Here is a 13,431-nt window from a genome sequence, read left to right on the forward strand (position 1 = left end):
CAACCCTACTCAACTGTGCGGAGGTGGGACGACGAAACCGAATTCTAACGAATTACCGATTTCTGTCTCACTCTCTTTTATCATCTTTATTAACTTCCTTTGTTATTTGCTTTTTAAAGCCACAGTCAACTCGACATAGGCTCCTCCTTGATCTGGATTTAGCAGAGTCAGACGACCACCGTGCAAGAGAGCTACCTGCTTAGAAAAGGCTAGGCCGATACCATGATGGGGGTTAGCTGAATTGCGGCTTTGGTCACTCTGATAAAAGAGCTGTTCCGCTCCCAGCAGCATCTCCTCTGAAAATGCAGGGCCATTGTTCCAGATAGCAAAAACTAACTGGTCCTGCTGCACTGATACCGTTAGCTTGACTTCCTTTTGATTCTGGTCTGCATGTTCAAGCGCATTCAGTAAAATATTGAGCAAAGCTCGCTTGAGATAATCCAAATGAATGGACAAAATCAGACTAAGATCACAATCTTCTTGGAGAGAAAAACGATAGCTTTCCTGTTTGCTGAACAGTGCCCAGTCGTTCTGGAGATCAGCCAAAAAATCCTCCAAGGAAAGCTGACTGAACTGATTAGCATCAATCTGAAAAGTCTTAGCATAATCAATCAAAGAGCCACAATACTCTTCCATCTTGTGACTAGCCTGCAAAATCTCAGCAGCATAGTCTGCCTGTGGCTGGCCTAACTGCGCCAATTCCAAGAGCTCAGCATTCCCCTTAATCACAGTTAGGGGCGTCTTCAAATCGTGCGATGTCGCTGATAGCTGTAAAATCAACTCCTGATTATGCTGCTGCTCTCTTTCTAGAAGGCGAGCATTATCTTGGTGGCTGCTCCGTAAATCGCTATAGACTTCTAGCATTTCCTCAATCCGAAAAAGCTGACTTTGATTTTCTTCTAAAAGCTTCTCGCTCGTTAGCATTTTTATTTCCCCGTCGATTTTTCGGAGCAATTTCAAAATATGATAAAAAGTAATCAGCAGCAAGCTCCCTGCCCAAAAGAACAAGGTGAAAAGAACGTGATTACTGCCTTGCGTAAATTCATAGCCTATAAGCACAAAAATCAAAACATGGAAAAAGACGATTTTTAAACTGGTTGTCCAGACTAGGCTTTTGAAATTTCGGGTTCTAATTGCCATCTATAGCCTACTCCTCTCACTGTTGCGATTGCTTGCAACCCTTCTTGCTTGCATTTTTGGCGAATCTGATATACGTATTCTGAGATGGAGCGAAGCTGTGTTTCTGAGCTTTCTGGGTAAAGCAAGGTATGCAGGCGTTCAGCTGAAAAGCTCTGCTTGGGATTGCTAGCTAGTAAATGTAGCAACTTAAACTCTCGCTCTGAAAATTTCAAGACTTTACCAAAACAAGCAACTTCATAGCGCTCTGGATAAAATTGACAAGAAGCAATCTCAGAATAGCGCTCCTCACGTCTTTCCTCCCGCCGAAGATGAGCTCTGACACGCGCCAGCAATTCTTTGGTCCCAAAAGGTTTGACAATATAGTCATCTGCTCCGCGAAAGAGCCCTTCCACCTTGTCCGCCTCCAATTCCTTGGCCGTCAAAAAGATGATGGGACACGAAAGATGAGGACGAATATAGGAACACAGCTCAAAACCATTAACAGGCTCCATCATCACATCCAGCAGAATCAAGTCATATCCGACAAAATGCGTCAATTCTAGCTCTTCTATCCGATCAAGTGTCGTCACATCATAAGCGTCAAGCTCTAGGACATTTTTCACCAGCTTCAAAATGCTCAGGTCATCATCAACCACCAAAATACGATACTGTCTCATGAGTTCCATTATAGCATACCTCTAGCGAACATCTCGTTTCAAGCTTAAGAATATAGCAGAGCTCCAAACCAAAGCTAGCCAGAACAGCTGTATTCCCAGCCCTGATAGATCTATTGAATGCTGAAGTCCTTCATACTCAAAAAGATTTAGGGTAGCCAGATCGGGCAGGTATTTTGCTTCCTTGATGAACGTTGCCAATAAACGGCTAAGACCAATCAAGAGAGGAAAGAGCACCGACACCGGCACAACCCAAGATTGAAATAGCAAAGCGAGGCCGGCAGTTAAAAAAGCCAGAAAAAGATTGCTGAGAAGACCAAAAGAGCTGTAATAGAGGAATTTCCCCAGCAAGGACCAGCTAAAGTTTAGGTCAAAACGAGCCAGCATAACAAAGAAACAGCTACTTATAATGACACTATAGAGAACCAAGAGCAACAAGCTCAAAAATGAGATTTTCCCAGCCAACCAAGCCCTTCTATTTGATACGGTTAGAAAATTCGTTCGCATCCCAGACTTGACAAACTCCTGGGCAAAATAGAGAGAAGTAAAGATGACGATGACAGGCTGCGCCAGATAGAGGGCATGCAAAGCCTCACTCAGAGCCTTTGTCTGGCCAACTGCTGTCTGACTGTAGTCAAGATTCATCAGAAAAAAAGGAACGACTCCCAGAGCTACCAAGGCTGCACCAAGAGCGAGATAGTAAGAACGGAACTTAATCCATTCACTTCTAAGCAGAGCTTTTATCATCAGTATCGCCCTCCTAAATCAGTCTTCAAAAAGCGCAGAGAGGCCATACTGCCGATGACTAGTAACCATGCGCCTAGTATCAAGAGCCCTTGCAAGGGATTGTTGGTATATTGGGAAGTTGGGGTTGCCGCAAACAACTCTCCTGCTGGCTGTGGCAAATAAGCCCCCCAACTCGTGTGAGCTGCCAGGTAGTTTCCCAGATTGTAGATCTGGGGCACGAGAAAAAGCAGAGGAACCAGCATGGTCCGAGCCAATAAACCTAACAAAAATGAAAGGATTCCTAATAAGGTTAGAGATAAAGTTTTCCACAAAATCAAACTCCAAGCTGCCTGATTGAGCAGAATCGGATCAAGCCCTTCCTTTCCTAAAGCCAGGTGCATGACCATATAACTAAAGTAGATTGATAAAAAGCTACTGGCAAGAGAAATGCAAGCAAAGGTCATGAGTTTCCCCACAAGCAACTTCAGGCGGTTGTTACAGGATAAAAGACTGGTTCTCAAGCTATGAGACTGAAATTCCATAGCTCCCAAAATTCCAGCTAAGATGACCAAAACCATGCCTGCCATAGAGGCACCATTGAGGCCTAGATATTCCAACGGGTCAATGGCTTCTGCCAGACCGGGAACCGTCTCAGGCGTGGCATCCAAGCCGACAGATAAATACTGTCGACCCTCCAGCCAGGATACAGCAGGCACCAATAGCAGCATGAAGGCCATACTCACTTTGAAAGCCTTGGTTGAGCGAATTTTCAACCATTCTGAATGCAATAAGGACATCGTTTCTTTCATTTTAAACCTCCTCTGTCAAATCAAAGAAGAGATCTTCTAGACTGTCTGAATCTTGCAGCACCTCTTCCAATCGTCCCTGCTCAATAATTCGCCCATGATGAATCAAGACGACATCATCTGTCACCATTTGCACCTCTGACAGGATATGAGAGGATAGAAGTACCGTTTTCCCTAAGTCAGCCTGCTGACGGATGAAATTTCTAAACCACTTGATCCCACTTGGATCTAGTCCATTAGTCGGCTCATCTAATATAAGAAACTGAGGATCACCCAGCAAAGCTGCTGCCAAACCCAGCCGCTGACTTTCCCCTAGAGATAGGCTTGACAAGAGGTCCTTCCTCTTATGAGCGATTCCAGTCATCTCCAAAACCTCATCGATCCGAGACTTGGAAATAGCATTACTCGCCGCAATAATCCTCAAGTGGTCATAGACCTTTCGATTTGGCAGACCGCCAATGCCGTCAAAGGCTGCACCTACCGTTCTGAGCGGATAGGTCATTGACTGATAGGTTTGCCCATCAAAAGTCGCAGTCCCTGCTGTCGCCCGATCTAATCCCAAGAGAATCCTCAAGGTCGAGCTTTTACCAGCACCATTTGGCCCCAGAAAAGCTGTAATCCGACCACTTCTAGCTGTAAAAGAAATATCTTTTAAAATCTGCTTACTCCCATGCTTTTTGCAGACGCCTTCTATTTTCACCATATGTTCCATACTGAACTCCTTTTGTTTTTCTTTAGTATACAAGGGCAAGTTCAGAGAAAGTTCAGATAATAAAAAAACTTGCCTCGCGACAAGTTTCTTTTTTCATCTTTCAACCGCATCCCAGAGCTGGCGGATGCTTTTTTTCTGCACGGGATCGACAAAGTGTGGGGCGATTTCCACCAGAGATTGCAAGACAAAAGCTCGTTCAGCCACATAAGGATGAGGAACAATCAAGTCCGGACTGTATATCTCTTCCTGCCCTATGTAAAGAATATCTAGATCAATCACACGAGGCCCCCATTTGATCTCCCGCACGCGCCCTAAATCCGCTTCGATAGCCAGCAGGGTCTGCATTAACTCCTCAGGATTGAGCCAAGTCTCAACTTCAACAACTTGATTGAGGAACGGATCTTGCTCAACCCCACCCCAAGGCTCTGTCTCAATGCGACTTGATGCCTGCAAAATTCTTATATTTTGCTCTGCCATTTTTTCCAAAGCAGCATCCAGATTGGCAGCTGGGCTGCCTTGATTGCTTCCCAAAGCGATAAAGGCCTTCCGCTTTTGACGCACTAGCTTGACGGAGCAGGTCTCTAAAGGCAGCGGCACTGGCGCCCAAGGCTTCTTGACCTCCAAGCTGACCTTCTGCACCAAAGGGTGAGTCAGAAAAATCCGATCAATCAACTTGTAAGCCAGCGTCTCAATCAAGTCTTCCTTGCTTTCCTGACACCAGTGGGTCAAATCTTGAGCCAGTTCTCCATAGTGGATAGAAGCTGTCAGGTCGCCTGTTTTGGCCGCTCGAGTCATATCATAGTCCAAAATCAAGTCCAGCACAAAACGCTGCCCCAGTTCTTTTTCCGCTCCAAACAGACCGTGATAAGCATACACTTCCAAATCCTTAATGCGCAGCTGATCCATTCTCTTATCCTTTCTGATTCAAGTTTCTGCATTTTATCCTTGATAAAACAATCTAACCTTTCCTGACATGCTTCACCACTGATGAGATCAATGCCCCATCAGTTTGTAAGCTTCATTTTTCAGGTCCTTGTCCGTCGCTAGAATACCGCGCGCGGCTGTAGTAACCGTTGCAGTGCCAGGCTTTCTGACTCCGCGCATATTCATACACATATGCTCAGCTTCCACCCAGACCAGGGCCCCTTGAGCACCCAGATAATCCATCAAGGCCTCAGCAATCTCTACGGTCAATCGCTCTTGAATCTGCGGTTTCTTGGCATAGACCTCTACTGTTCGGGCCAACTTGGACAGGCCTGCTACCCGACCATTAGGCACATAGGCGATGTGAACCTTCCCGTAAAATGGCAAAAAGTGGTGCTCACACATGGAATGAAAGAAAATATCCTTCTCCACCACCATATTATTGTCAATGATTTCAAAAGACTTGGCCAGATGCTCCTCAGCAGTCTCGCCCAGCCCAGCAAAGATTTCCTGGTACATTTTAGCAATGCGCTGTGGCGTCTCCTGCAAGCCTTCGCGGCTTCCGTCTTCTCCAACCGCCTCAATAATCTGAGCAACAGCTGCTTCAATTTTCTTCGTGTCCATATTCACTCCTAGATTCTTTTTCTTTGTCAATGATATAGGCCCTGACCTGAGCCAAAAAATAAAGGGAGCCCGTAATCAGCAAGAGCTCATCGGTCCCATGCTCAGCTTTCAAATAAGCCTCTAAAAATCCCTGCCAATCAGCATAGTCCAAGCCCTGCTCACAGGCCAGCGCCTCCATTTTTTCTTTGGAAAAGCTCCGTGGATCTGCAAAATTGGTCAAAATTAGCTGACTCTTAGGCACCTGCTTGAGCTGACCCACCATTTCCTCCAGAGACTTGGTCTGGATACAGCTGAAAAGGATTTTCTTATCCAAGTCTGGATAATGCTGGCTCAAGGTCCTCGTCAACCTCTCCATGGCATGTGGATTGTGGGCGCCATCAAGCAAAATACGAGGCTGGTGCGAAATCTGCTCCATCCGACCCGGCCAGATTGTCGCCACTAAAGCAGCGGCTATTTGCTCTTTTGTTAACAGCGGTAGCCGCTTGAGCTGGCAATAGAGGTCACAGAGCTCAATCGCCAAACCAGCGTTGTCTACCTGATGCTGCCCCAACAGAGGCGTCAGGTAAGGCTCCGCCTCCCGATGAGCATTGGAAAAGCTAAAATGCTCTCCTGAGTCAGTTCCCTCCAAGCTATGTACTTGATAAGACTGCCCATAAACATAGTGGGGAGCTTGCTTTTGATGAGCCCTGTCCTCGATAACCGCCAGAGCTTCTGGCTCAATCTGTCCAGTCACCAAGGGAACATTTGGCTTGATAATTCCCACCTTCTGCTCGGCAATCGCTGCCAGAGAATGCCCCAGCAGAGCCACATGATCTAAGCCAATGGTCGTAATGGCTGTCAAATCAGGATGGCAGACATTGGTACTGTCTAAGAGACCGCCCATGCCGACCTCCATAATGGCCACATCGACCCGCTCCTGAGCCAAATAATCATAGGCCAAAGCCGTCATGATTTCAAACTCAGTCACTCCCTGCAAAACCTCATCGTTCGCTTGCTCCTCAAAAAGAGCGTGATAAGTCTCTAGAAGGCGCGACAAATCTTGATTGGGAATAGACCGACCATTGATGGCGATTTGTTCATTGTAGCTGATCAAATAGGGGGAGGTAAAGGTTCCTACACGCAGGCCTCGCATTTCCAAGAGTTGACGCAGGTGGGCAATGGTTGAGCCCTTCCCGTTGGTCCCCCCTATATGAATCACTGACAGCTGTAAATGAGGATTTCCCCGCAGCACCAGCATCCGCTCCATCCGCTCCAAGCCAAAATTAGGACTATCCGTCCGATAGGCTTCCAGCCAGCTTAAATCTGGCAATTCTTCTTTTATCATAGTCACTTATACTGCCGTAAATTTAGATCTTCCATTTTCTGAGCCAGTCGAATAGCATCGCCAATCTCGGCTGCCATCCGGTGGACTCCCACATCATGCACTCGGACAGCCTCGACACCCTGACTAGCTGCAATGCTGGTCAAATGAGCTGAAGCTAGGTCTCTGTTTTGAAAACCAGCGGCTGTCTCTGGGTCAGTCTCAAAACCATTTTCCTCCAAGATATTGACCAAAAAGCGCTTACGAGAGACACCCAGAAAAATGGGAAAGCCTGCCTGATGAATGCTGTCCAATTCCTGTAAGAGCAAGAGATTTTCCCGTTTGGTCAAGCCAAAGCCAATCCCTGGATCCAGCATGATTTGCTCACGGTCCAGGCCAGCTTTCTCAGCTCTTGCCAGTGTCTTTTCAAAAAATGCCCACATGAGTGACTCAATATCCAGCTGTTCAAAATTTGCTAATTCTGACTTGGTAAAAGCTGGCTCAAAGCCGAAAGTCGGAAAGATTTTCGAGCTAGCATGTTGGGGCCGAGCCATGACTGGATTGAACATGGCGATAACTGGCGCTCCAGCCTTGGCAGCCACAACTGCCATTCTCTCATCACCCAAGAGTCCTGTGATGTCATTGATGATATTAGCTCCAGCGGCCAAAGCTGCTTCTGCAACTGACGCCTTCCAAGTATCTACAGAAATGAGAATATCAGTCTCCCGACGAAGAGCCTCAATGACTGGTACCACACGCCCTATCTCTGCCTCAATATCCACAAAATGGCTGCCTGGACGAGTCGACTCGCCACCGATGTCTAGCAAATGAGCTCCCTGAGCTATCATCTTATGTGCCTGCTCCAGAGCCTTTTCCACCGTATCATATTTGCCCCCATCCGAAAAGGAATCTGGGGTAACATTGAGGATTCCACAAAGGGCCGTCTTGCCCTCTGGAGCAAGTTGTCTTAGATTCATCGTATTTCCTTTCCCCTTGCTGCTACTGCCTTTCAACAAAAAAGCACACCCATCTAGTGTACCGCAAAGCCAACAGCAGATGCAGCATCAGTTTTACAAACTGCACTTGATCCTACAAGCAGTCCTCTCAGACTCTTGTTTCATTTATCATTTTACCACAATTCCGCTATTTAAGAAAACACTTTTTACAAACAGAAAGGCAAAAGGAGGATCAGAAGTAAATTCCGAAGAAGATGAGCCAGTAAGGACAATTCTAGAGAGCTAACCCAGGCTTTTAAGAGCTGGACAAAAGCCATACCTAAACTTAGATAAATTAGAAAGCAAGATGATTCTCCGGGATTTTTCAGGAAAGCAAAGAGAGCAAGTCCCAAGACAATACACCAACTCTTTCTGTATTTCATCTGCCTGTTTTGCTTAGCCTGTGATGACATTCCAAATAAATCCATGCCAAGTAGTAGCAAGGAGGAAGCGGAAAAACTGTTTGAGATAAGCTGCTGCAAAGGCGTTAGCTCAGAACTCGACTGCCCACAGAGGAGAACGAGACTCGCTGCATTGCTTGCAATCATCAAAAAATAAAAGCAACGTAAGTGCTGAAACCGCTTGGAAGCCCGTAGCTCTATCTTAAAATCCCGCCACTCATGAGAAAAGTAAGAGGCATACCCTAAGAGAATAAGCAAAAACAGAGAGATAAAAAGCAAGTTAGGCCTCGATAAAGCGAAACGATTGGTCATCGGATGAACCAAAAGCAGCAAGACCGATTGCATTAGCATAGCTACTAATAATATTTGGATAGATTTTTGAAATGTGAGCCTCATTTTTTACTCCTTAAAGCTAAGATACAATTCTCATTATAGAACAAAAGATTCGCTTTGCTAGCTCCATGTCCTCAAAAGTCACTTTTTATCCCTGAAATGTCAAAAAAGAGGTCAATCTGACCTCTTCATCCATGAATGATATCTAGTTAACTTTGTGAAATAATCATCACCAAAATAGCAATGGCATTCCGTAACATATGGGCTAAAATTCCCATTTCCAAACGCTTAGTCTGGTGAACCACCAAAGCTAGAACGCCCCCCATACCAGCATAAAGGACAAAACTACCGATGTTGGTCGGACCGTGGAAAAAACCAAAAAGGATAGAACCAACTATCAGACCAATCAACTCATGCTTTGGAAACAGCTTTTGGGGAATCAAACCACGGAAAATAATCTCTTCCAAAATTGGCGCTGAAAAAACAGCTCCCACAATAAGCAAAACAACGGGCGTACTCTGAAACAAGTTTTGCAAAGCAGTTTGATTGGCTGTCGTTCCTGAAAGTTGGCCCTCTAGAACCATAATAATCGCAGCAAAAATACTAACTCCGAAAGTTATCAGATAGGATAATACTAGCCAGATTACCGATTTTAAGTTAAAAAAACTAAAATCAAGGGTCAGTAAGCCTTCTTTTTTAGCCATTCGCAGGGCATAAAAAATGATCAGCAAATAAATCATCAGGATAAGCAAGGTGTATCCCATTGAAAAACTTTGATCTCGACCTTTGTAAAACTGGATCAGTACAAAAGGAACTTGAGTCTGTACGGCTAAAAACAAAGCCAGTAAACTATATTCTACTTTTTGCAAAAAAATTTTCATTTCTTCCTCCTTTTACTTAGTATATCGAATTTTTCCCTTCCTGTACAGCTAATAGCCATATAAAATCAAAAAATGTGCCATCTGCTCACTAGGAAGCTCTTTTCTAAGCTGTTGATTCGATATAGCAACAAAATGGATCTCTGAAACCTCCAGTTGTATTCTAACCGCGCCTCCTCCGTCCAAGCTAGCAAAAAAGGAAGAGAATACAAGATTCTCTTCCTGATAGACTTTTATATGTAAACTCAAGCAAGTTTTTATGATTCTACGCTTGTTTCAACTTCTTCAGTCTCTGCTGTTTCCACAACTTCGTCAATGATTTCAACTTCATTGATTGCTTGTGGTTCCAAGTTACGGTAACGAGCCATACCAGTACCAGCTGGGATAATCTTACCGATGATAACATTTTCCTTAAGGCCAAGGAGATGATCTTTCTTACCACGGATAGCAGCATCTGTCAGGACACGAGTTGTTTCCTGGAAGGAAGCTGCAGACAAGAAGCTGTTTGTCTCAAGGGAAGCCTTGGTGATTCCCATGAGGACTGGACGAGCTGTCGCAGGCACACCGCCTGAGATAACCACATCACGGTTAGCATCTGTAAAGTCTGTGATATCCATGAGAGTTCCCATAAGAAGATCTGTGTCACCTGGATCCATGACGCGCACCTTGCGAATCATTTGACGAACCATTACCTCAATGTGTTTGTCGCCGATTTCTACCCCTTGGCTACGGTAAACTTTTTGTACCTCAGCAAGCAAGTAAGTTTCAACAGACAAGACATCACGGACAGCCAACAAGTGCTTAGGCTGGATAGAACCTTCGGTCAAGGCAGCGCCGCGAGAAACTTGGTCGCCCACTTCCACCTTCATACGGGCTGTAAATGGCACCACATATTCACCTTCGCCAGTTGCACCTTTTACAAAGACTTTCTTGGTACGAGTAGATGCATCTTCTTCGATGGCAGTAACTTCACCCTTGACTTCAGTGATGACCGCTTCCCCTTTCGGATTGCGGGCTTCAAAGATTTCTTGGACACGAGGAAGACCCTGAGTGATATCGGTATTAGAGGCAACCCCACCCGTGTGGAAGGTACGCATGGTCAACTGTGTACCTGGCTCCCCGATAGATTGGGCAGCGATGGTTCCGACTGCTTCACCGACTTCAACCGCATCACCAGTCGCCAAGTTGATACCGTAACAGTGACGGCAGACACCGTGGCGAGTGTTACATGTAAAGACGGAACGAATCGTCACTTCTTCAACACCAGCATTGACAATCTCACGCGCCTTGTCTTCGGTGATCAATTCATTTGGACCGATGATAACTGCGCCAGTTTCTGGATGTTTAACCGTCTTCTTAGTGTAACGACCATTGAGACGCTCTTCCAGAGACTCGATCATTTCCTTGCCTTCTGTAATAGAAGTGATAAGCAAGCCGCGGTCTGTACCACAGTCGTCCTCACGGATAATCACGTCTTGAGCAACGTCAACCAGACGACGAGTCAAGTAACCTGAGTCGGCTGTCTTGAGGGCCGTATCGGTCATACCTTTACGGGCACCGTGAGTAGAGAAGAACATTTCCAATACAGACAAACCTTCGCGGAAGTTTGAAAGAATTGGCAATTCCATGATACGTCCGTTCGGAGCCGCCATCAGACCACGCATACCGGCAAGCTGCGAGAAGTTCGAGATATTACCACGGGCTCCAGAGTCCATCATCATAACGATTGGGTTCTTCGGATCTTGGTTAGCAACCAAGCGTTTTTCCAATTTTTCACGGGCAGCACGCCATTCAGCAGTCACTGCATTGTAGCGCTCGTCATCAGTAATCATACCGCGACGGAATTGCTTGGTAATTTGTTCTACACGCTTGTGAGACTCTTCGATAATCTCTGCCTTGTCTTCTACGACTGGAATGTCAGCAATACCCACTGTCAAACCAGCCAGAGTAGAATGATGGTAACCTAGGTCTTTCAAGCGATCCAGCAGGGCAGATGTTTCTGTCGTGCGGAAGCGTTTGAAGATTTCAGCGATGATATTTCCTAGATTTTTCTTCTTGAATGGAATATTTAGCTCTAGGGCTTCAATAGCAGACTTGATGTCTTTACCTGGCTCCAAGAAGTATTTAGCTGGAACGCCTTCTGTCAAGTTAGCATTCGTTGGCTCTTGCAGGTAAGGCAGCTCTTCTGGCATGATATCGTTGAAGAGAATCTTACCTACTGTGGTCATGAGGATCTTGTGTTTTTGATCTTCTGTCCAAGGTTTGTTGAGACTATCTGTCGCGATACCTACACGAGTGTGCAAGTGGACATAGCCATTACGCAAGGCCATCACGGCTTCATCACGGTCTTTAAAGACCATACCTTCGCCTTCACGACCTGCTTCTTCCATGGTCAGGTAGTAGTTACCCAAGACCATATCCTGAGATGGTGTTACAACCGGTTTTCCGTCTTTCGGATTCAAGATGTGCTCAGCAGCCAGCATGAGGATACGAGCTTCAGCCTGTGCTTCTTCAGACAATGGAACGTGGATTGCCATTTGGTCACCGTCAAAGTCGGCATTGTAGGCTTCACAGACCAGTGGGTGCAAGCGAAGGGCTTTACCGTCGATCAAAACTGGCTCAAAGGCTTGGATACCCAAACGGTGAAGGGTCGGTGCGCGGTTAAGGAGCACTGGGTGTTCTTTGATAACATCTTCCAAGACATCCCAGATGCGCTCATCGCCACGCTCTACCATGCGCTTAGCAGCTTTCACATTCTGTGCATAGTCACGGGCAACAATTTCCCGCATGACAAACGGCTTGAAGAGCTCAATCGCCATTTCACGTGGCACACCACATTGATACATTTTCAATGTCGGACCAACGGCGATAACGGAACGTCCTGAGAAGTCAACCCGTTTACCCAGCAAGTTTTGACGGAAACGTCCTTGTTTACCTTTGAGCATATGGCTCAAAGATTTAAGTGGACGGCTACCTGGACCTGTGATCGGACGACCACGACGACCGTTGTCAATCAAAGCATCTACCGCTTCTTGCAGCATCCGCTTCTCATTTTGAACGATGATACCTGGTGCATTCAACTCAAGCAAACGAGCCAAACGGTTGTTCCGGTTGATAACACGACGGTAGAGGTCATTCAAGTCAGATGAGGCAAAGCGGCCACCATCCAACTGCAACATTGGACGTAGATCTGGCGGAATGACTGGCAGGATGTTGAGAATCATCCATTCTGGCTTATTGCCAGAGCGGTAGAAGGCATCCAAAACGTCCAAACGACGAATAGCCTTGATTCGTTTTTGACCAGAAGCTGTTTTCAATTCTTCCTTGAGAGCCGCAATTTCTGTTTCCAAATCCACTTGTTTCAGCAAGTCTTGGATCGCTTCTGCTCCCATCTTGGCAACGAATGAACCTGCACCATATTCACGGAGGCGCTCACGGTACTCGCGCTCCGTCATGATAGATTTATGCTCCAGTGGTGTTTCCTTAGGATCAATCACCACATAAGCCGCAAAATAAATGACTTCTTCTAGGGCGCGCGGACTCATATCCAGAGTCAAGCCCATACGGCTTGGGATTCCTTTGAAATACCAAATATGAGAAACCGGTGCTTTAAGCTCAATGTGGCCCATACGCTCACGACGAACCTTAGTCCGTGTTACTTCGACACCACAGCGGTCACAAATAATCCCTTTGTAACGAATCCGTTTGTACTTACCGCAGGCACACTCCCAATCCTTGGTTGGCCCGAAGATCACCTCGTCAAAGAGGCCTTCACGTTCTGGCTTCAAGGTCCGGTAATTGATTGTCTCAGGCTTCTTCACTTCTCCGTAAGACCATGAACGGACCTTACTTGGAGAAGCTAGGGTGATTTGCATACTTTTAAATCGATTTACATCAACCACTATTTCTTACCTTTCTTATTTATCTAATCAGCGACGA

12 protein-coding genes are annotated in these 13,431 nt (G+C 46.0%); all 12 read right to left on the reverse strand.

The annotated features are described in order from the left end of the window. Positions 1–102 precede the first annotated feature (102 nt). Positions 103–1,140 carry a sensor histidine kinase gene (locus A0765_RS07250; protein ID WP_062005660.1) on the reverse strand — a complete coding sequence of 346 codons (1,038 nt, stop codon included), beginning with the start codon at positions 1,138–1,140 and terminating at the stop codon, positions 103–105. Then, positions 1,107–1,805: a response regulator transcription factor gene (locus A0765_RS07255; protein WP_062005663.1), complete on the reverse strand. Its 699-nt coding sequence runs from the start codon at positions 1,803–1,805 to the stop codon at positions 1,107–1,109. Before A0765_RS07255 ends, A0765_RS07250 begins: the two co-directional genes overlap by 34 nt. Positions 1,806–1,817: 12 nt before the next feature. After that, complete coding sequence (locus tag A0765_RS07260) at positions 1,818–2,540, reverse strand: lantibiotic ABC transporter permease (RefSeq protein WP_062005665.1); 723 nt, start codon at positions 2,538–2,540, stop codon at positions 1,818–1,820. Then, the gene (locus tag A0765_RS07265) at positions 2,540–3,328 is read right to left on the reverse strand and encodes an ABC-2 transporter permease family protein (RefSeq protein WP_062005667.1); all 789 of its coding nucleotides are present in this window, start codon (positions 3,326–3,328) and stop codon (positions 2,540–2,542) included. The genes A0765_RS07260 and A0765_RS07265 overlap by 1 nt, the downstream gene beginning before the upstream one ends. A gap of 1 nt (position 3,329) precedes the next feature. Next, the gene (locus A0765_RS07270) at positions 3,330–4,037 is read right to left on the reverse strand and encodes an ABC transporter ATP-binding protein (protein ID WP_062005669.1); all 708 of its coding nucleotides are present in this window, start codon (positions 4,035–4,037) and stop codon (positions 3,330–3,332) included. A gap of 93 nt (positions 4,038–4,130) precedes the next feature. Beyond that, the gene (folK, locus tag A0765_RS07275) at positions 4,131–4,943 is read right to left on the reverse strand and encodes a 2-amino-4-hydroxy-6-hydroxymethyldihydropteridine diphosphokinase (protein ID WP_062005671.1); all 813 of its coding nucleotides are present in this window, start codon (positions 4,941–4,943) and stop codon (positions 4,131–4,133) included. An 87-nt stretch (positions 4,944–5,030) separates the two neighbouring features. After that, positions 5,031–5,585 (reverse strand): GTP cyclohydrolase I FolE, encoded by a 555-nt coding sequence (gene folE / locus A0765_RS07280; RefSeq protein ID WP_002903492.1) that lies wholly within the window; start codon positions 5,583–5,585, stop codon positions 5,031–5,033. Further along, positions 5,566–6,909, reverse strand: coding sequence for a bifunctional folylpolyglutamate synthase/dihydrofolate synthase (locus A0765_RS07285; protein WP_062005674.1), 1,344 nt, complete (start codon positions 6,907–6,909; stop codon positions 5,566–5,568). Before A0765_RS07285 ends, folE begins: the two co-directional genes overlap by 20 nt. A 2-nt stretch (positions 6,910–6,911) precedes the next feature. Beyond that, the gene (gene folP, locus A0765_RS07290) at positions 6,912–7,862 is read right to left on the reverse strand and encodes a dihydropteroate synthase (RefSeq protein ID WP_062005676.1); all 951 of its coding nucleotides are present in this window, start codon (positions 7,860–7,862) and stop codon (positions 6,912–6,914) included. A 185-nt stretch (positions 7,863–8,047) separates the two neighbouring features. Then, a complete protein-coding gene (locus tag A0765_RS07295; RefSeq protein ID WP_005591268.1) occupies positions 8,048–8,677 on the reverse strand; it encodes a hypothetical protein in 630 nt (209 codons plus the stop codon). Between the two features lie 146 nt (positions 8,678–8,823). After that, positions 8,824–9,495, reverse strand: a complete 672-nt coding sequence (locus A0765_RS07300; protein WP_005591269.1) for a CPBP family intramembrane glutamic endopeptidase — start codon at positions 9,493–9,495, stop codon at positions 8,824–8,826. A 254-nt stretch (positions 9,496–9,749) separates the two neighbouring features. Further along, positions 9,750–13,394, reverse strand: coding sequence for a DNA-directed RNA polymerase subunit beta' (rpoC, locus tag A0765_RS07305; protein ID WP_015604273.1), 3,645 nt, complete (start codon positions 13,392–13,394; stop codon positions 9,750–9,752). Positions 13,395–13,431 lie beyond the last annotated feature (37 nt).

Source organism: Streptococcus cristatus (assembly GCF_001588905.1).
Classification (GTDB): Bacteria; Bacillota; Bacilli; order Lactobacillales; family Streptococcaceae; genus Streptococcus; species Streptococcus cristatus_N.